The organism is Candidatus Dactylopiibacterium carminicum (genome assembly GCF_014736495.1).
GTDB classification, from domain to species: domain Bacteria; phylum Pseudomonadota; class Gammaproteobacteria; order Burkholderiales; family Rhodocyclaceae; genus Uliginosibacterium; species Uliginosibacterium carminicum.
In genome coordinates this window covers 24,505-43,622 of sequence record NZ_MDUX01000027.1, presented here as the reverse complement: position 1 = coordinate 43,622, position 19,118 = coordinate 24,505, and the positions used below count along the sequence as shown (strand labels likewise).

The 19,118-nt window shown below is 65.0% G+C and carries 18 protein-coding genes; 14 read left to right on the top strand and 4 right to left on the bottom strand.

All coding sequences use genetic code 11. The features are described from left to right. Positions 1-51: 51 nt before the first annotated feature. Positions 52-1,113, bottom strand: a complete 1,062-nt coding sequence (locus tag BGI27_RS09725) for a Gfo/Idh/MocA family protein (RefSeq protein WP_095524671.1) — start codon at positions 1,111-1,113, stop codon at positions 52-54. A gap of 242 nt (positions 1,114-1,355) precedes the next feature. Here BGI27_RS09725 and BGI27_RS09720 point away from each other — a divergent pair, with 242 nt between their 5' ends. The 6 genes from BGI27_RS09720 (at position 1,356) to BGI27_RS09700 (ending at position 10,108) form a co-directional block, all read left to right on the top strand. Further along, complete coding sequence (locus BGI27_RS09720; protein WP_095524670.1) at positions 1,356-2,387, top strand: DUF2157 domain-containing protein; 1,032 nt, start codon at positions 1,356-1,358, stop codon at positions 2,385-2,387. A gap of 262 nt (positions 2,388-2,649) precedes the next feature. Then, positions 2,650-3,234 carry a hypothetical protein gene (locus BGI27_RS18055; RefSeq protein ID WP_223871725.1) on the top strand — a complete coding sequence of 195 codons (585 nt, stop codon included), beginning with the start codon at positions 2,650-2,652 and terminating at the stop codon, positions 3,232-3,234. Between the two features lie 36 nt (positions 3,235-3,270). Further along, positions 3,271-3,942, top strand: coding sequence for a pectinesterase family protein (locus tag BGI27_RS18050; RefSeq protein WP_239591307.1), 672 nt, complete (start codon positions 3,271-3,273; stop codon positions 3,940-3,942). Between the two features lie 168 nt (positions 3,943-4,110). Further along, positions 4,111-5,355, top strand: a complete 1,245-nt coding sequence (locus BGI27_RS09710) for a mechanosensitive ion channel family protein (RefSeq protein ID WP_223871723.1) — start codon at positions 4,111-4,113, stop codon at positions 5,353-5,355. Then, positions 5,336-6,403, top strand: a complete 1,068-nt coding sequence (locus BGI27_RS09705; protein ID WP_095524668.1) for an aminopeptidase — start codon at positions 5,336-5,338, stop codon at positions 6,401-6,403. The genes BGI27_RS09710 and BGI27_RS09705 overlap by 20 nt, the downstream gene beginning before the upstream one ends. 126 nt (positions 6,404-6,529) lie before the next feature. Further along, a complete protein-coding gene (locus tag BGI27_RS09700; RefSeq protein WP_095524667.1) occupies positions 6,530-10,108 on the top strand; it encodes a DUF748 domain-containing protein in 3,579 nt (1,192 codons plus the stop codon). 18 nt (positions 10,109-10,126) lie between these two features. On the opposite strand, the gene BGI27_RS09695 is transcribed toward BGI27_RS09700, so the two are convergent. Next, positions 10,127-10,459 (bottom strand): NirD/YgiW/YdeI family stress tolerance protein, encoded by a 333-nt coding sequence (locus BGI27_RS09695; RefSeq protein WP_095524666.1) that lies wholly within the window; start codon positions 10,457-10,459, stop codon positions 10,127-10,129. Positions 10,460-10,823: 364 nt separating this feature from the next. On the opposite strand from BGI27_RS09695, the gene BGI27_RS09690 reads away from it, so the two are divergent. Genes BGI27_RS09690 through BGI27_RS09680 form a run of 3 tightly spaced genes read left to right on the top strand, consistent with a single transcriptional unit; the run spans position 10,824 to position 13,123 of the window. Beyond that, entirely contained in the window at positions 10,824-11,006 is a 183-nt protein-coding gene (locus tag BGI27_RS09690) for a PepSY domain-containing protein (protein ID WP_141239771.1), read from the top strand. Between the two features lie 31 nt (positions 11,007-11,037). Further along, positions 11,038-11,700: a response regulator transcription factor gene (locus tag BGI27_RS09685; protein WP_095524664.1), complete on the top strand. Its 663-nt coding sequence runs from the start codon at positions 11,038-11,040 to the stop codon at positions 11,698-11,700. Continuing rightward, positions 11,693-13,123 (top strand): sensor histidine kinase, encoded by a 1,431-nt coding sequence (locus tag BGI27_RS09680; RefSeq protein ID WP_095524663.1) that lies wholly within the window; start codon positions 11,693-11,695, stop codon positions 13,121-13,123. The genes BGI27_RS09685 and BGI27_RS09680 overlap by 8 nt, the downstream gene beginning before the upstream one ends. 9 nt (positions 13,124-13,132) lie before the next feature. Here the strand turns inward: BGI27_RS09680 and BGI27_RS09675 are convergent, their stop codons facing one another. Together BGI27_RS09675 and BGI27_RS09670 are read right to left on the bottom strand one after the other, a co-directional pair. Next, the gene (locus tag BGI27_RS09675; protein ID WP_095524662.1) at positions 13,133-13,474 is read right to left on the bottom strand and encodes a GlpM family protein; all 342 of its coding nucleotides are present in this window, start codon (positions 13,472-13,474) and stop codon (positions 13,133-13,135) included. Between the two features lie 3 nt (positions 13,475-13,477). Further along, positions 13,478-14,944, bottom strand: coding sequence for a sensor domain-containing diguanylate cyclase (locus BGI27_RS09670; RefSeq protein ID WP_095524661.1), 1,467 nt, complete (start codon positions 14,942-14,944; stop codon positions 13,478-13,480). 768 nt (positions 14,945-15,712) lie between these two features. Here BGI27_RS09670 and BGI27_RS09665 point away from each other — a divergent pair. Genes BGI27_RS09665 through BGI27_RS09645 form a run of 5 tightly spaced genes read left to right on the top strand, consistent with a single transcriptional unit; the run spans position 15,713 to position 18,977 of the window. Beyond that, positions 15,713-16,390 (top strand): FadR/GntR family transcriptional regulator, encoded by a 678-nt coding sequence (locus BGI27_RS09665; RefSeq protein WP_095524660.1) that lies wholly within the window; start codon positions 15,713-15,715, stop codon positions 16,388-16,390. Positions 16,391-16,407: 17 nt separating this feature from the next. After that, a complete protein-coding gene (alc, locus tag BGI27_RS09660) occupies positions 16,408-17,409 on the top strand; it encodes an allantoicase (RefSeq protein ID WP_095524659.1) in 1,002 nt (333 codons plus the stop codon). Further along, positions 17,406-17,918 carry an ureidoglycolate lyase gene (locus BGI27_RS09655; protein ID WP_095524658.1) on the top strand — a complete coding sequence of 171 codons (513 nt, stop codon included), beginning with the start codon at positions 17,406-17,408 and terminating at the stop codon, positions 17,916-17,918. Before alc ends, BGI27_RS09655 begins: the two co-directional genes overlap by 4 nt. Then, positions 17,912-18,268 carry a CidA/LrgA family protein gene (locus tag BGI27_RS09650; RefSeq protein ID WP_095524657.1) on the top strand — a complete coding sequence of 119 codons (357 nt, stop codon included), beginning with the start codon at positions 17,912-17,914 and terminating at the stop codon, positions 18,266-18,268. Before BGI27_RS09655 ends, BGI27_RS09650 begins: the two co-directional genes overlap by 7 nt. Further along, the gene (locus tag BGI27_RS09645) at positions 18,261-18,977 is read left to right on the top strand and encodes an LrgB family protein (RefSeq protein WP_095524656.1); all 717 of its coding nucleotides are present in this window, start codon (positions 18,261-18,263) and stop codon (positions 18,975-18,977) included. The genes BGI27_RS09650 and BGI27_RS09645 overlap by 8 nt, the downstream gene beginning before the upstream one ends. The last annotated feature ends 141 nt before the right edge of the window (positions 18,978-19,118 follow it).

Genomic DNA, 19,118 nt, shown 5'->3' with positions numbered 1-19,118 from the left:
GCGCCTTCTTGCATCTCGCATGCGCCTATATCTGGCTACTGTGAACACGCCCTAGAGTTGCACGGGTACGCCGCGCTTTGCCGATTCGTATATCCCGCAGACCAGCGAGACGGTATTGCGGGCATCCCGGCCGCTGACGCTCAGGGGCGCCTGGCCTTCCAGCGCGAGGACGACTTCCTCCAGCTGGCGCAGATGGCCGTGGAAGCTGATCTGGTCGGGCGCGCCGGCACCCGATTGAGCCTGCCCGCCGTTGGCAGCCAGCAGCGCTGCATCGCCGGGTTCGGCCTCGCGGAAATCCCAGCGCACGATGCGATCGTCCTCGATCGAGGCCGAGCCGAATTCGCCGCAGATGTCGATCCGCCGCTCCCAGCCCGGCCACGCGGCGGTGGTTGCCTCGATGCTGCCGAGCGCGCCGTGCGCAAAGCGTAGCGAGGCGCAGGCGGTGTCTTCCGCTTCGATGCCGGTATGCACGCGGCGGGTGGTCCAGGCGAATACTTCGCTGGGCATGCCGGCCAGCCATTGCAGCAGGTCGACCGCGTGGATCGCCTGGTTCATCAGCGCGCCGCCGCCGTCCAGCGCGAGCGTGCCCTTCCAGCCTTTGTAGTATTCCTTGCTGCGATACCATTTCACGTAGGCACTGCACAGCGAGAGGCGGCCGAAGCGGCCCCTGTCCAGAGCGGCCTTGAGCGCACGGGCGCCTTCCGAGAAGCGCGCCTGGAAGATGGCGGCGACCATCAGGCCGGCGCGGTCGGCCGCCGCCAGCATGGCGTCGACGCGCGCCACGCTGATTTCCAGCGGCTTCTCGACGACCACGTGCTTGCCGGCAGCGATGGCCTGCAGTGCCGGTTCGAGGTGCGCGCCGCTGGGCGTGACGATGCAGACGACGTCGATGTCCGGATGGGCCACGAGCGCGGCCGTATCGCTGGTATGGAACGGCAGCCCGTGCTTGAGGGCGAACTGCTCAGCGGTGGCGGCCGTCCTGCACGCGATGCCGACCAGACGCACGTTGTGGTGTGCGGCGAGCGCCTGGATGGCTGCCGCGTGATAGTTGGCGATCATGCCGGCGCCGATGAGGCCGAAGCCGATCGTCTTGCCGGAACCTTGAGTATGCATGTCAGTCTCCTGTGCCGTGGATGATGTCGGTCTGTGCCTGCGTCATGGCGGCCCTGGTCGCGGCGCAGGATCAGGTCGTCGTGGGGCCGCAAGGAGCCAGCAGGCATGCACCACCCCTGCCGTTTTTCTGTCTTTGACTGGCAGGGCGCCATCGATGGCGACCCACACCTGGCTTACGCCTTGAGCGTGGATTCTGGCGTATAAGACACCGCATTCAGATCCATGAACCATAGGGGGTTTCCATGAAGATCACGCATGCGTCGCTGGAGGAGGCTGCTCGCCAGGGGCTGATCGGGGTCGGGCAGGTGGCGCCGCTGTGGGATTTCCTGCAGGCGCAGACGGCGGATCAGCCCTCGTTCCGCTTCACGCACATCCTCTACTACTTCGGTGGCCTGATCGCCATCGGGGCGATGACGCTGTTCATGAATCTGGGATGGGAACGCTTTGGCGGCTGGGGGCTGTTCTGGATCGCGCTGGCCTATGCGGGAGCCGGGCTGTGGCTGACGGAGCATTTCCTGCATCGCCTGAAACTGGCGATTCCTGCAGGCATCGCGGCAGCTTTCGTGGTGGCGCTCGCGCCGCTGGCGATCTACGGCTTGCAGGTAGCCTTCGGCTGGTGGGCGGACGGGCGCGTCTACCGTGATTACCATGCCTACATCGACTGGCGCTGGCTGATCATGGAGCTGGGCACGCTGGCGGTCGGCGCAGTGATGCTCTGGCGTTACCGCCTGCCATTCCTGGTGATGCCGGTCGCGGCCACGCTGTGGTACATGAGCATGGATCTCGCGCCTTTCCTTTTCGGCGCGACGGTGGATTGGGAGATGCGCAAGTTCGTCTCGCTGTGGTTCGGCCTGCTGATGATCTTGTTTGCCTTCTGGGTGGATGTGCGCAGCCGGCAGGCGCGGGATTATCCGTTCTGGCTCTATCTCTTCGGCGTGCTGGCGTTCTGGGGCGGTTTGTCGATGCTGCGGTCGGACAGCGAGCTGGGCAAGTTCCTCTACCTCTGCGTCAACCTCCTGATGATCGGCGTCGGCGCCACGCTGGCACGGCGGGTCTTCGTGGTCTGCGGCGGGCTCGGGGCTGCGGGTTATGTCGGCCACCTCGCTTACGAGGTGTTTCGCGACAGCATGCTGTTCCCCTTCCTGCTGACCCTGATCGGCCTTGGCGTGATCTGGCTGGGCATCCTCTGGCAGCGTCGCGAGGAAGCCATCGCCGCACGCCTGCGCGCCTTTTTGCCGGCACCTCTGCGTGCCTTGGTGGCACGGCGGCATTGATCCTGGCGGTTTTCCGTGCGGGGCGCATGCCTGCGGAAAGCCCCTTTGTGTGGGTATGTTATCGGTCTCAGGTTTCTGTCAATCGCTTTATCCACCAATCCCGGGTGAAGTATGCCCCGGCGTATAACCGCGCCACGCCAGATCGCCGTATGGATCGTTACCGGCCCTGCATGGCGCATTCCTGATTTCACAACGAAACGGTTGGGCCCTGGGCCTGCGATTGCATGGCTGCCGGCCCATGTTCTTCAGACGGAGTCCGAAGATGAAAAAGTTGGCGGCGCCCGCACTGGCGGTGGTTTTCCTGTTGTCCCTGAATGCCTGTAGCTTGATGAATTCCAGACCTTCCTCACCGCAAGTCGCACCGGGTTCTGCCAGTCGGCCGGTGCTGTCCGCCACCGAGGCCGCCCGTTTCATGCCGGCACGCTATTTCGCCCAGCGTGGCAGCCTGTCCGCGCCGGTGACTGATCCCTGGGCGCCGGCTGCGATCGATCTTGCCGGCGTGAAGCCGGATTTCACCGTCGGCAAAGGCGGCACGCATGCCACGGTACAGCAGGCGGTGAACGCCGCAATCGCCGGTGGCAAGCGCACCCGGCAATACATCCGCATCCTGCCGGGCATCCATACCGGTGCGGTGTATGTGCCGATCGATGCACCGCCGTTCACCCTGTTCGGTACGGGCAAGCCCGAAGAAGTGGATATCCAGCTCACGCTGGATGCGCGCACGCCGCCCAGGGCCTACATCGCGGCGGTGAGTCCTGCCGGCCAGTTCAAGGCAGGCGAACCGGCTTGGGAGATGTACAAGGTCTGCGCCGAACAGAATCCGGACAAGCCGATGGATACGCCTTGAGCCGCGGTGATGTGGGCACAGGCCGATGGATTCCAGTTGAAGAACCTGACGGTGACCAACACGCTGCTGGACACCATCAAGGATGAAGGCCACCAGGCCGTGGCCCTGCGTACGGATGGCGACAGGACCCAGCTGGAGAACGTGCGCCTGATAGGCCGTCAGGACACCTTCCTGGTCAACGTGGGCGAGGCGCCGACGCCGACCAACAAGGTCGGCACCTATCCGTTGGACAAGATCGCACGTGCCCACATCAAGGATTCATACATCGAGGGGGATGTCGACTTCGTCTTCGGCCGCGCCAATGCGGTGTTCGACAACTGCGAGTTTCATGTCGTCTCCTCGCGTCGCAGTGTGCCGGCGATCGTGTTCGCGCCGGATACCGTGCCGGCATCCTCGCTGGGTTTCCTGGTGATCAACAGCCGCATCACGGGGGATGCCGGGCATCAGGCGCTGAAGAAATCCAAGCTGGGCCGCTCCTGGGATCAGGGGGCCGGTGGCACGGGTTATCTGGTCGGCCAGTCGCCGAACGGCCAGTTGCTGATCCGTGATAGCTACATCGACGCAAGTTTCGATGTGGATGCCCCCTGGGACAAGGCCGCGACCACCGGCCGGCCGCACAAAGGCAACATCGCCGCGGAACGCAAGCTGGACGATCCGGCCTACAACCGCCTGTGGGAGTTCGGCAATTACGGGCCGGGCGTGAAATAACGCGGAACCTTGCGGCAAAAAGGGCGACCAAGGGTCGCCCTTTTTGCTTTGAGGGCTGGGCAAGATTTCCGTGGGCAGGTATGGTCGCCGGCCTGACGGGGGCCTCCGATCACATCGGGCCCGCCCGCCTCATCGACTGTTCTCCTGGATCTACGGATGTACGCTGCAATGGAACAACTGGCTGCCCAGCTGGCAGAGAACCCGCTGCTCTACACGCTGATTGCGCTCAGCCTGTTGTTGTCGCTTTCCTGGCTGGGAAACTGGATCGTCAAACGAATTCTGCTGGTCGCCCTGTTCCGTGCCCTGCGGGCCAGTCCGTTGGGCGAGGTGCGGCAGGGCGACGATCTGGATTTTATTGCGCGCCTGGCGAATGTGGTGCCGGCACTGATCATCTCCGAAGGCATCCTTTACGTGCCGGGCCTGCCGGAAGCGCTGGTGACGGTGGTCAGCAACGTCTCGCGCGCCTTCACGGTGGTCACCGTCGCCATGGCGATCAGCCATGTGCTGACATTGGTGAATCAGCTCTACGAGCGCCGCCCGGACGCACAGAACAAGCCGATCAAGGGCTATCTCCAGCTATTGAAACTGGTGGTGTATGTGGTGGCGACGATCCTGATGGTGGCGCTGCTGCTCGACCGCTCGCCGCTGATCCTGCTCTCCGGCCTGGGCGCGATGGCCGCGGTGCTGATGCTGATTTTCCAGGACACCCTCCTGTCGCTGGTGGCCAGTGTGCAGATTTCGTCCAACGACATCATCCGTGTTGGGGACTGGGTGGAGATGCCGCAGCTCAACGCGGATGGCAGCGTGATCGACGTCGCGCTGCACACCGTCAAGGTGCAGAACTGGGACAAGACCATCACCACCATCCCCACCCGCCGCTTCATCACTGATCCCTTCAAGAACTGGCGCGGCATGCAGGAATCCGGCGGCCGCCGCATCAAGCGCAGCCTGATGATCGACCAGCAAAGCGTGCGTTTCCTCGACGAAGGGGAAAAGACCAGCCTGCGCCGCTTCCGGCTGCTGCAGGACTACCTCGAGCAGAAGCAGCAGGAGATCGAAGGCTGGAATGCCCGATTGCAGGAGCAGGGCCGGGAGACGGTAAACACCCGCCGCATCACCAATCTGGGTACCTTCCGCGCCTACGTGGAGCGTTACCTGCGCCACCACACCCAGATCCATCAGGACATGACCCTGATCGTGCGCCAGATGGCACCGACGCCGGAAGGTCTGCCGCTGGAAATCTACTGTTTCACGGCCACCACGGCCTGGGTGGCCTACGAAGGCATCCAGGCGGACATCTTCGACCATCTGCTGGCGATCATTCCGGAATTCGGCCTGCGGCTGTTCCAGCAGCCCAGCGGGCAGGACATGCGCACGCTGGCCCGGGGGCTGCATGCCGCCGAGGCCGCGTGATCCGCGTGTGGCCGGCAAGGCGCCGATGAAGCGCGCCTGCGCGGGGCTGCTGCTCCTGTTGCTCGGTGGCTGCGCCAACCTGGGTTACTACGGCCAGTCCGTGCGCGGGCAGCTGTATCTGTGGTGGCGTGCCGCGCCGGTGGAGCAGGTGCTGGCCGATCCGGAGGTTTCCGCCCCCTTGCGTGCCCGCCTGCAAAGCAGCCAGGCGATACGCGATTTTGCCGTGAGCCACCTCGATCTGCCGGACAACCGCAGCTACCGGCGCTATGCCGATTTGCAGCGCCCCTTTGCGGTGTGGAACGTGATCGCCACGCCGCCAGACAGCCTGACCCCGCATCCGTTCTGCCCGCCTCTGGTCGGCTGTTTGCCTTACCAGGGTTTTTTCAGCGAAGCCGAAGCACTGCGCCGGGCGGACGCCCTGCGTGCCGAGGGGCTGGAGACGATCACCTATGGCGTGGCGGCGTATTCCACGCTGGGCTGGTTTGCCGATCCGCTGCTCAACACCTTCATGGGCTTGCCCGAGCCGGAGTTGGCCGGGCTGATCTTCCACGAGCTCACGCACCAGCAGGTCTTCGTGAAGGACGACGTGGCCTTCAACGAATCGCTGGCGAGTTTCGTCGAAGCACAAGGCATCCGCGAATGGCTGGGTACGCGCCCCGAGGAGCTGGCCGCCTGGCAGACACGGCGTGCGCGGGGAGATCGCTTGCGCGGGCTGGTGCTTGCCGCGCGCGATGAACTGGCGGCGCTGTATGCCGCGCATCCGGCGGACTGGGCTGCGCGCAAGGCCATGCGCCTGGCACGTCTGCGCGAAGATTTGGCCGCGCTCTGGCGCGAAGCCGGTGCGGAGCCGCGCGGGTTGTGGTTCGATACGCCGCTGGGCAACCCGCAGCTCACGCTGGTGGCCACCTATCACGCATGGGAGCCCGCCTGGCAGCGGCTGTTCGTTGCCAGCAAGCAGGACTGGCCCGCGTTCTGGCAGGCGGTGCGCGAGATCGCCCAGCGATCCAGCGCCGGGCGGGAAGCCTGTCTGCGCGGTGAAAGCTGCTGATGGCGGCGCTGATGACACGAGGCGTATGTGCCATCCGGCACAGCCGATGTCACGCAGGCCTGCTAACCTTGTCGCATGACTACAAACGGAAACATGCGGTGGCTGCGGCTGCCGCTGGAATGGTGAATGCTGTCTGAACTCATTTGGGCCAGCGTGTCGCGTGGCCGTCTGAAGTGGCCCGCACGGATCCTGGCAGTGCTGGCCGTGCTGGTGGGCGTGCTGGGATTTTTCGTGGCGCCGTCGGTGCTGAAACCGATCATCGAGCGCGAGGCCAGCCAGGCGCTGGGCCGGCAGGTATCGCTGGGCCGGCTGGCGCTGAACCCCTTTGCCCTGAGCGTGACCCTGGATGACCTGAAAATCGCCGAGGCTGACGGGCAAGGCGATTTCATCGCACTGGGCAAAGCCTACGTCGATTTTTCTGCCAACTCGCTGTTCGAGCGTGCGCCGGTGATCCGCGAACTGCGCGTGGCCGGCCTGCGCCTGAACGTGGCGCGCCTGGCTGACGATCGTTACAACTTCAGCGATCTGATCGAGCGCTTCAAACCGGCACCGGATGCCCCGGAGACGCCACCCGCGCGTTTCGCGCTCTACAACATCCAGCTGCAGGATGGCGACCTGCGCTTCGATGATCGCGTCACCGGCCAGCAGCACAGCATCGCCGCACTGCAGTTCGGCCTGCCTTTCGTCTCCAACCTGCCCAGCCGGATCGATACCTTCGTGGTGCCGCATCTGTCGGCGGACATCGACGGCAGCCCGCTGGTGCTCGATGGCGAGGTCAAGCCCTTTGCGGACCGCCGCGAAGCCCATCTAGCCCTCCAGCTGCAGCCGCTGGATCTGACGCGCTATCTCGCCTACCTGCCGCAAATGCCGCTGGCGTTGAAGCAGGGCGAACTGGGCGCGGATCTGCGCCTGCTGTGGAGCGAGGATGACAAGGGCGCGCAGACACTTGCGCTGGAAGGCGCGCTGACGCTGGACAAGCTCGACCTGAAGAGCGCGACCGGCGAGGAATTCTTCAAGCTGGAGCATCTGAAGCTGGCGCTCAAGCGCGTCGAGCCGCTGGCGCAGCCGATGCGCATCGAGCTCGCCTCGCTGGCGCTGGAACAGCCGCAACTGAATCTCGCACGCGATGCGCGGGGCAGGCTGAATCTTCCCCAGGCCACTGCGGACACGGAAGCCTCTGTCGCCAGCAAGCAGGCGCCCACCGGGTCTGCACCTGCACCAGTCTTCAGCCTGGATGAGCTATCACTACGCGGCGGCGTGGTGCATTGGGCCGATGCCGCCGTACCTGGCGGCTATCGCGGCGGTGCGCGTGACATCGAATTGCGGCTTGCCGACTTCGACCTTGCCGGGGAGCGCAGCGCCACGCTGGATCTGGCGCTGACCGGCGAAGGCGAATCGCGCATCACGCTGAAGGGCAATGTCCAGGGCACGCAGGCCGCGGATCTGCAGGCCGGCATCGCCACCCTGCCGCTGGGCCCCTATCTGCCCTACCTGCGCGCGGTGGTGCGCCGGGGAGATCTGCAAGCCGGGCTGGATGCCGGTGCACACATCCTGCTCAAGCGCGAGAGTGAGGTCTTGTCCACCCGCGTCGACAAGCTGCACGCCAAGCTTTCCGATCTGCGTCTGAACGAGCCCGGGCAGCGCCGGCCTCTGTTGCAAGTGCCGCTGCTGGAAGTGGCCGATACACGGATCGACCTGCAGGCGCAGACCGTGCAGGTAGGCAGTTTCCGCAGCCAGGGAGGCCGCCTGGCACTGGTGCGCGGCAAGCAGGGCGAGCTGAACCTGCTGCAACTGCTGCGTGGCGAGCAGGTGGCCGAGGCTGCGCGCGAGGTGGCTGCCGAGATCCACAGCAAGGCGTGGGGTGTCGCGCTGGCGAAGGCGGAGGTGAGCGGCTGGGCCGTGGGCCTGGAGGATCGCAGCGTCGATCCGGCCGTGCGCGTGCAGTTCGACCCCATCAATCTCGGGCTGACCGATGTTTCCAATCAGGCGAAGGCGTTGGGCGGGCTGACCCTGGATGCGCGCGTCAATCGTCAGGGGCGCGTGAATGTCGCCGGCAAGCTCGGCGTGGCGCCGGTGCGCGGCGAGCTGAGTCTGGGCCTGCAAGGGGTGGATGTGCTGATGGCGCAGCCCTATGTGGCGGACATGTATCGCGTGCTGATCACGCGTGGGCAGGTGGACGCCAAGGGGCTGGTGAGTTTCGACCTGAGCGATGCCGGCAAGCCGCGTTTCGGCTATCAGGAAGATCTTGCGCTGCGGGATTTCAACTCGCTGGATACGCTCAACGATACCGACTTCCTGCGCTGGAAGCGCTTTGCCATCAGCAAGGCCGATGTGCGCCTCCAGCCGCTGCGCTTCCATGCCGGCGAGGTTGCGCTGGAATCCTTCTACACCCGTCTGATCCTCGATCAGCAGGGGCGCTTCAATCTGCGCGAGTTGCGTGCGCGGGATGAAGTCGGGGAGGCTGACGTGGCACCCGCCCCGGCGACCGCCAGTACGGCGGCCCCCGTGGCCGAGCCGCCGGCAATCGATCTGCGCGTGGGCCGCATCGTGCTCGATCAGGGCGACGTGAATTACAGCGACCGCTTCGTGCGCCCCAACTATGACGCTCACCTGCTGCGCGTGAAGGGCGGTCTGGAAGGGCTTTCCTCCGACCCGGGCACGCTGGCCACGCTGACGCTGGAGGCCGCGCTGGACGGCAATGCGCCGGTCAGCGTCGAGGGCCGGCTCAATCCGCTGCGCCAGGATCGCTACCTCGATCTCAAGGCGAAGGTGAACGACGTGGATCTCACCGGCGTATCCACCTACTCCACCAAGTACGTGGGCTACGGCATCACGCGTGGGCGGCTGTCGATGGCACTGGACTATGCCATCCGTGACCGCCAGCTCACCGCGCAGAACCAGGTCTTCCTTGATCAGCTCACCTTCGGTGACCGGGTGGAGAGCCCGGATGCCGTCAATCTGCCGGTGAAGCTTGGCGTGGCGCTGCTCAAGGACCGCCAGGTCCGTATCGACCTCAACCTGCCGGTCAGCGGTTCGCTGGACGATCCGCAGTTCAGCGTGGGAGGCGTGATCTGGCGCGTGATCGTGAATCTGTTCAGCAAGGCGGTCACCTCGCCGTTCTCGCTGCTGGGTTCGGTGTTCGGCGGCAATGCGGAGGAACTGGCCTTCGTCGATTTCGCGCCGGGCTCCGCCAGCATCGCTCCCGCCGCCGAGGAGAAGCTGAAGGCCGTGGCACGTGCGCTGCAGGAGCGTCCGGCGCTGATGCTGGACGTGACCGGCCGGGCCGATCCGGCCAGCGATGTGGCCGGCCTCAAGCGCGAGCAGCTCGAAGCCCGGTTGCGTGCCATCAAGGCCGAGGCGCTGGTCAAGCACGGCCAGAGCGTGGCCGCCGTGGATCAGCTGGAGATCGAGGCGGCCGAGCGTGAGGCCTTGCTGCGCGAGCAGTATGGTCGGGAGAAATTCGAGAAACCGCGCAATGCCATCGGCCTGGTGCGCAAGCTGCCGGTGGACGAGACGGAACGGATGATCCTCGACCATACCGAGATCCGCCCCGAGGATCTGCAGGCCTTGGCCAGCCGCCGTGCCGCCACGGTACGCAACTGGCTGCTGGCCCAGGGGCTGCCGCAGGAGCGGGTGTTTCTGCTCGCGGGCAGTCCGGGCGACAAGGCAGCCGCAGCCACGCGTGTGGATTTCACGCTGCGCTGAGCGCGATCGGCGTCAGGCTCACTTGACGAGCCTGACGTCGCTGACCTTGACCTTGTCCGGGCCGAAAGCCTGGCTGATGTATTTGCCACGGATCTCTACCGGCGTGGTGTGATCGATGGACGTATCCGCCGGCCAGCGCCAGTGCTTGCGGTCGATGTCCAGATAGACGCTGCCGGTGCCATCGCTGAATTCGTAAAGATCCTTGCCGACATGCCGGGTGATGTTGCCCTTGAGCGTGACGAAGCGATCCTTGCCGATCAAGCCACCGAGCTGCTGGACGGTGCTGGAGGCGGCATGGGGACCGACATACTGCGCCATGGCCGGCAGGCTGCCGATGAGCAGCGCAGACAACAGGGCTGTGAGGGCGAGGGATTTTATGCTTGACTCCTTGTGGTTGCGGCCGACTGCGTTTCAGCTCAGCCTGCCGGGCAGTCTGGGTGCGTGTTCCTGAACCGGCGCTGAACGGGCCGGCCGTTGCGACGGCGGCTGTTCAGCCTGCGTTCAGGCAGGCGCAGGCATCCTTCCGTTTTTCGCCATCGACACGGCTTGCCGGCATCGCCATGCTTTCCGCACGCATCACGTCCTCATTGATGATCTGCCTTTGCTGCTGGGGGCTGCTCCATGCGGGCACGGCCCTGGCCGGACGCGATGGTCAGGATGAGGTACGCCGTGCCGTGCAGGCCGGGCAGGCCCATTCCAGACGGTGCAGGCCTGGGTGAGCGGCTTCTGCGGATGCGAGATACTGGAAGCCAAACTGCATGACGAGAAGGAAGACGGACAGCGTTTTCTGGTCTACGAGATCAAGGCCCTGAGGCCGGACGGACAGATACTCAAGCTGGAGATGCATGCCCGCACGGGAGCGCTGCTGAAGGTCAAGCGCAAGGGATTTGCGCATTGAGCGCCCCTGGCCGGGCGTGACGGAGTGCGAGATGAAGATCCTGGTCGTGGAAGATGAACCGGCCCTGCAGCGGCAACTGACACGCCTGCTGGAGGAGAGCGGCTATGTGGTGGAAACCAGTGGCGAGGGGCGGGACGCGCAGTATCGTGGCGAGAGCGAGGCGTTCGATGCCATCGTGCTGGATCTGGGACTGCCTGGTCGCGATGGCCTGAGCATCCTGCGTGCCTGGCGTGAGGCTGGCAAGGCTGTGCCGGTGCTGGTGCTGACCGCGCGCGGCGCCTGGCACGAGAAGGTGGAAGGCATGGATGCCGGTGCCGACGATTACCTCTCCAAACCATTCCACGGGCCGGAGCTGCTGGCGCGCGTGCGCGCCCTGATCCGCCGCAGCATCGGGATCGCCTCGCCGGTATTGCGCTGTGGCGACGTGGAGCTCGACACCCGCAACAGCCAGGTCAGCCTGGGCGGGCAGCCGGTCGCGTTGACGAGTCAGGAATTCAGGCTGCTGCAGTATCTGATGCATCACCCGGGCAGCGTGGTCAGCCGGGCCGAGCTGACCGAGCACCTCTATGCCCAGGATTACGAGCGCGACTCCAACACCCTCGAGGTCTTCGTCGGCCGCCTGCGCAAGAAACTCGGGGCGGATCTGATCCAGACCGTGCGTGGCATGGGTTATCGCCTGTCTGGCCATGTCTGAATCCTTGCCTACCGGCGGCGCATCCTCTCCGCGCACGCCGCAGTCGCTCCGATTCCGGCTGCTCTGGCTGACCTTGGGTGGCATCGCGCTGGCGATGCTGCTGGTGGGGCTCGCGCTCACGGCCCTGTTCCGCGAGCATGTGGTGAACCAGTTCCAGGCGGCACTGGCGCGCCAGCTGGACCAACTGGTGATCGAGCTCGAATTCGATGACGGGCGGCCCCATATCGATCCCGAAGTCATGCTCGATCCGCGGCTGTCGAAGCCGTATTCCGGGCTGTACTGGCAGATCGACGTGCTGGGGCCGGGCACGGCGACGATCTCCGGTGCGCAGCGTTCCCGCTCCCTGTGGGATGCCGATCTCGTGTTGCCCGAGCCTCTGCCACCTTCCGTCACGGGCATGGTGATCGGCCGTGCGGAGGGGCCCGCGCACGAATCCCTGCTGCTGCTGCAGCGGGTGGTCCGCATGGAGGAATGGCCGGACCGTGCCTTCCGGCTGATCGTGGCGGGGGATCTGCGGTTCAATCTCGACGCCACGAAGCGTTTCGGTCTCGCCCTGACTTTCGCGTTGGGCATCCTGTTCGTACTGCTGGGGCTTTCGGCCTGGGCGCAGGTCAGCATCGGGCTGCGCCCGTTGCGGGAGATGCAGTCGGCGTTGAAGGCCGTGCGCGAGGGGCGGGCGGAGCGGATGGCGGGCAGGTTTCCGCAGGAGGTTTCGCCGCTGGTCGAGGATTTCAATCTGGTCCTGGAGCGAAATGCGGAAGTCATGCAGCGGGCCCGGGCACTGGCTGGCAATCTGGCCCATGCGCTGAAGACGCCGCTGGCCGTCCTGGAAAACGAGGTAGACGGGCTCGAAGGCCGGCAGCAGCCAGCGGACGTGCTGCTGCTCAAGGAACAGCTCGCACAGATCAGGCGTCAGATCGACTGGCATCTGAGTCATGCGCGCGTGGGGGCTGCGCGTGGCCTGCCGGGATGGCGGACGGATGCCCGGGAGGTGCTTGCCGGGCTGTTACGCGTTTTCGAACGGGTATTCGCGGAGCGCGCGCTGACATTCCATGTGACCACCACCGAAGGGATGCCGCTGTTCGCGGGCGAGGAGCAGGATCTGCAGGAAATTCTCGGCAATCTGCTGGAGAACGCCTGCAAATGGGCGAATGCCAACGTGTGGATCACGCTGACGCCGGATGAGACTCCGGTGGGGCTGCGCATCCGCATCGAGGACGACGGCCCGGGTATCGCTCCCGACAGGCTGGACAGCGTCAGGCAGCGCGGCGTGCGTCTGGATGAACACACTCCGGGCTCCGGGCTTGGGCTGGCCATCGTCCAGGATCTGGTACGGATGTATGCCGGTCAGCTGGTGCTGGAGAACCGGCAGGATGCCCATGGCGTCCGGGTGAGCGTGCATCTGCCCGCCGTCCGGCACTGAACGCGTGCTTCAGCCGTGCCAGCGCATCCAGGCCGCGAGCAGTACGGCGGCGGCCAGGCACCAGGCCAGCGTGGCGGCGAGCAGCGTCAGCCACAGCGGCGCGCGGGTGCTGAGCTGGATCACCGTAAGCAGGTAGATGGCATACGGGATCAGCGACCACAGACCGAAGATGGCCGTGGTGCGCAGATCCGCGCCGCTCCGCTCGCTGCCCACGATGTAGTGGGCGATCAGCGCGAAGCTGGGGAAGAGCGGCACCAGCCCCGCGATGAAGAAGACCTTGCTGCGCGAGAGCACGGCGATGATGAGGACGGCGGCCGCGCCGATGGCCGCCTTGAGCAGGAGTGAAGGCATGGTTCAGTTTTTCGCGCGGCGCTCCATGCCCTGTTGCTGGTAGAAGTCCCGCTTGGCCTCATACATCTTCGCGTCGGCCTGCTGCACGGCCGGCATGAGATCCGCCGGGGTGTGGCAGACGGCGCTGCCAATGGCGAAGCTCAGGCGTGGGCCGGTGTAGAACTGGTTGTTGAGGTCGACCACGGCACGCAGGCGCTCCAGGGTTTCCTGCAACGCGATTTCATCGCAATGCTGCAGCAGCAGGGCGAATTCGTCGCCACCGATGCGGGCCGCGCAGATCTCTTCGCCCACGGTCTTGCGCAGGGCTTCGCCGGCGCGGCGCAGCAGGTCGTCACCCACCGAATGGCCCAGTTCGTCGTTGGCGATCTTCAGTCCGTTGAGATCGGCGATCACCACGCTGACGGGGTAACTGCCCTTGCGCGTCAGGCGCTTGAGCTCTTCTTCGTAATAGGCGCGGTTGCTTAGCTTGGTGAGCGCATCATGGCGGCCGAGGAACTCAAGGTAGGCCTCGGCCTTCTTGCGCGCGGTGATGTCGGTGAGCGACACCAGCACCAGCGACCAGTCCTGCTCGTGGCCGGGCAGCACGGAGAACTGCATGTGCACGTGCACGGCCTGGCCGTTGAGCGAGTAATTGATGGTTTCGCGCTGGGTGAAAAGCTTGTCCTGCCAGAGGTCCAGCAGCTGTTCGGCGAAGTGCTGATGCATGTCGTCGCGGAAGATGCGTCCGAGATTGGCGAGGATATCCTCCTTGTTCTCGGCACCGAAGGTCTTCAGTGTCTGCACGTTCACGTCGAGCACCACGATTTCCTGCATGCAACGGGTGACGAATTCCGGGTGCACGTCGAGGAAGGTGTGGAAATCCTCGATGCCCATGCGGCGCAGTTCGTCGAGCAACTGCTTGATGCGTGAGAAATCTTCCACCCACAGCGAAACCGGCGAATGCTCGAACAGCCCCAGTGCATAGCGTTCGCTGCGCTCCAGCTGCTTCTGCGCGCGTACGCGCGGTGTGATGTCTTCCAGTGCCACGATCACGCGGCTCCAGTCATGCTCATGGCCGGGCAGGATGCGCACGTTGACCAGCACGTCGATACGCCGGCCATCCAGGGCGTAGTTCACGCTCTGGCTGGCAAAGCCGTGGCTGCCATTCCACAGGGCCACCATGTCGCGTGCGTGCTGGGTGCGCATGTCGTCACGAAACACGTCGCCGAGCCGGTCATTGAGAGTCGTGAAATCGGGCGCGCCGAACATTTCCAGCGTTCGGTAGTTGACCCGCAATACTCGGATGGCTGAGGCGCAGGCATCCACATGCCCGAGATCCTCGGCGAAGTGAGCCTGCAGATCCTCCACGCCCTGTTCGCGCCAGGATTCGAACAGCGCATGCACGGCACTGAAATCCTCCAGCCAGAGGCTGATTGGAGCGTGTTCGAAAAGGGCCGGCAAGGCGTCCGGCGGAAGTGCGGTTGACGTCATGGTGCATGCTTGAGAAAGGCCTGCGGGATCATAGCGCTTGCAAAGAGATGCATTCACGATAGACCGCCCCGGCGGCACACTTTTTTGCCGCCGGGCCGCCCCAAGGCAAAAGCACCCCCTCGGGGGGGCAGCGAGCCCGCGCAGCGGGAAAGCGTGGGGGCTTGTTTGCCGCCGGGCCGCCCCAGGGCAAAAAGCCCCCCTCGGGAGTTGATACCGTTCCCTGAAGTCTCGATTCCTCTGTGTCGGCGTCATCCCGGCGCAGGCCGGGATCCAGACCTGCCTGAAAACACTGAATTCCGGCGTTCGCCGGAATGACGGCATTGTCTTGGAGGCCGTTCTCGATCTCGAAAAATGTAGTTCGGCGCCCATTCATGCTTCGATACCTCAGCACGAACAGGATTCAGACACGGGCTCGGCTCATGGAAACCGTTCGTCCCCGATCGGGTCCGGGGCAGGCTCTGAGCTTGTCGAAGGGTGAATAAATGACAAAGAAATGGTCGTGAACAGTTTCTTAAAGGATCTACCCCTTTGGGACAGCGAATCCGCGCAGCGGAGGCGTGTGTGGGTTTTTGATTCAGCCTGGCAAGATGAGGTCTTCATGCCCCGGAAAGGGGCGCAAATTTCCGTTCTGGGGCACATCGAGTTCTTTCCCAGCCGGTGAAAATGGCGGCGAAGCCTCTGCTGCAGGGGATGCCGGGCTCTCGGTAAAGCAGGCATGACTTCTGCTCTGACTGGTCAGACCAGTCAAGCCGGTGCATCTTCCACGCAATGCCAAGACTTTCCAGCGTCGCCGCCCAGACCCTGCAACGCCAGATCCACGACGGCGTGTATCCGCACGGCCAGCCGCTGCCCGGGCAGCGCGAGCTGGCTGCCAGCCTGGGCATCAGCCGGGCTGCGCTGCGCGAAGCCGTCTCCACACTGGAAGCGTTGGGGCTGGTGCGTTCGCAGGCCGGCAAGGGGGTGTTTGTCACCCGAGGCAGCTCCCGTGCTACCAGTGAGCTGCCTGCCGGGCCGCTGGCCCTGCCGCCGCAGCAGGTGTTCCAGTTCCGGGCGGTAGTGAAGCCGGCCGCTGCCGCGCTGGCCGCGCGCCAGGCGGATGAGGCGGCCCGTGCTGTCCTGCACGATGCGCAGGCACGCATGGAAGCCGCGCTGCATGGGCTGGATCTGGTGAGCGCCTCCAAGGCCGATCTGGATTTCCACCTGGCGCTCGCTGCGCAGTCGGCCAATCCCTTGCTGAATGCGGCGATCCATTCGCTGGAGGCGCCGATCGCCTATAGCCTGCGCCTGCCTTTTGCCGATCCGGCCGGGCTATGGGCGCCTGCCGACGAACACCGTGCGGTGCTGCTCGCCATCGACGCGCACGACGCACAGGCGGCGCATGCCGCCATGCTCACCCACCTGGTGCGCGCTGCCGCGCGTGTCGGGATTTCCTTTGAACTACCTTGAACAGGGCAGAGACCACCATGGCCATTGTCGAAACCGATCCCCAGGCGCCTGATTTCGTGCGCCGTCTTCCCAATCTTGCCGATCCGCGCCTGGGCGCGCGTGCCGTGGCGGCCAGCGACGAGTTCTTTGCGCCGCGCGACCGCATGCTGTCACCGGAGCCAGCGGTGTTCATCCCGGGCAAGTACGATGACCATGGCAAGTGGATGGATGGCTGGGAAACGCGTCGCAAGCGCGGCCAGGGGCATGACTGGTGCATCGTGCGGCTGGCACGCCGTGCCCGCATCCTCGGTGTGGATATCGATACCAGCCACTTCACCGGCAACTACCCGCCGGGGGCTTCGCTGGATGTCTGCCAGAGCGCCGATGAAGTTCCATCCGAGAATACGGTGTGGACGCCGCTACTGCCTGTGCAATCGCTGGCGGGCAACAGCCATCACTATCGTGCCATCGACAATGACGGGCTGTGGACCCACGTGCGTATTTCGATCTATCCCGATGGTGGTATCGCGCGCCTGCGCGTGCATGGTCAGCCGGTGCTGGAAGCCGGCGCGGATGAGATCATCGATCTGGCTGCGGCGATCAACGGCGCGTCGGTCGTGGCGGCCAACAACGAACACTTCGGCCGTGCCAGTGCGCTGTTGCTGCCCGGACGTGGTGTGAACATGGGGGATGGCTGGGAGACGCGCCGCCGCCGCGAACCTGGCAATGACTGGAGCATCATCGCGCTGGCTCAGCCGGGCGTGATCGAGCGCATCGAGGTGGATACCGCGCACTTCAAGGGCAATTTCCCGGATGCCTGCTCGCTGCAGGCGGCTTTCATGCCGGCCGCCACCGAGCAGACACTGGTCACGCAGAGCATGTTCTGGTCCGAACTGCTGGCGCCGCAGAAGCTCAAGGCCGATGCCGTGCATGTGTTTGAACTGCCTGCCGGCGCGCGTATCAGCCATGTGCGTTTCAATATCTTTCCAGATGGCGGGGTGAGCCGGCTGCGCCTGTTTGGCCGCAGGAGCCAGGCATGAGTGCAGCGCGCGTACCCTTGCGCGTCGAGCCGCTGAGTCGCGAGGCTTTCGTGCCCTTTGGCGAGGTGATCGAAGCGGGCACCACGGCGGATCAGTTCGCCATCAACGGCGGCACCTCGCAGCGTTTTCACGATCTGGCGACACTGGAGCCGGGTACTGAAGGCCGCCTGATCGTCTCGATTTTCCGTGCCCAGCCGCGCGCGCTGCCGTTTCCTGTGCGTATGCTGGAACGGCATCCGAAGGCTTCGCAGGCTTTCATGCCGCTTTCCGGCCGGCCTTTCCTGGTGGTGGTGGCGCCTGCCGGGGCGCTCGATCCCGGTGCGATCCGTGCCTTTCTGGCGCAGGGCACGCAGGGCGTGAATTTCGCGCCGGGCACCTGGCATCACCCGCTGCTGGCGCTGGAGTCTGTCAGCGATTTTCTCGTCATCGACCGCGACCGGCCTGAGGAAAACTGCGACGAGCAGGTGCTGCCGCAGGAATTCAGCCTCGCACTGGAGCCCGCATGCTGAAAGGATGCATTGCCTTGCTGGCCTGTCTCGTGGTGGGCGAGATCGTGGTCTATCTGCTGACGCTGCCGCTACCTGGCGCGGTGGTCGGTATGGCACTGGCGTTAGGCTTGCTGGTCTGGCGTGGCGGTGAGCCGCCGGCCGAACTGCGCGAGGCCTCGCAAGGGCTGCTGCAGTATCTGTCGTTGCTTTTCGTGCCGGCTGGCGTCGGCCTGATCCTGCATCTGGACCGGCTGCGTAGCGAATGGCTTGCCCTGTCGGTCGCGGTGGTGGGTGGCGCGCTGCTTACGATTGCCCTGAGTGCCTTGCTGTTGCAGCGCCTGGTACGTAGGGGAGGGCGTACGGATGATTGAGCGTCTGGGCGGTTTGTGGGGGCATCTGCAGGGGCTGCCGGTGTTTTGGTTGTTGCTGACGCTGGGCGTGTTCCAGCTGGCGACGATGATTGCCAGGCGTAGCGGCGGCTTTCCGCTGGCCAATCCGGTCGGCATGAGCATTCTGGCGCTGGTGCTGTTGCTGCATTTCACGGGCACGCCGTATGAGCGTTACTGGGCGGGTGCACAGTGGCTGCATCTGGTGCTGGCGCCGGCCACCGTGGCTCTGGCGGTTCCCTTGTATCTGCAACGTGCGCGCATCCTGCGTTTTGCGAAGCCGCTGCTGCTGACGCTGGTGCTGGGCTCGCTGCTGGCGATCTTCTCGGCGGTGGCAATCGGCTGGGCGCTCGGCGCGAGCGAGGGCAGCCTGCTGGCGCTGGCGCCGAAATCGGCGACCGCACCGGTGGCCATGGGCATCGTCGAAAAGCTTGGTGGCATCGTCTCGCTCACCGCCGCACTGGTGATCCTCACCGGCGTGACCGGCGCAATGCTCGGCCTGTGGCTGCTGGACCGGCTGGGCGTGAAGGATCCGGCAGTGCGCGGTTTTGCGCTGGGTCTGGCGAGTCATGGCATCGGCACGGCGCGGGCTTTCCAGGAAAGCGAGGAGACCGGGGCCTTCGCTGGCTTGGGCATGGGACTGAATGCGCTGATGACTTCGGTGCTGGTGCCGGTGTTGTACGGTCTGGTGTGATCCGGTGCCGGTTGCGATGCGCGCTTTGATGACGCCATGAACGTGGCATGCAGGATACGCCGCCCCGATTGTGTGGATTTATGCAAATCCATGGGCGCGCCTGTCGCTTTGCCACACTGGCCGGATTAGGCTTGACCCGCC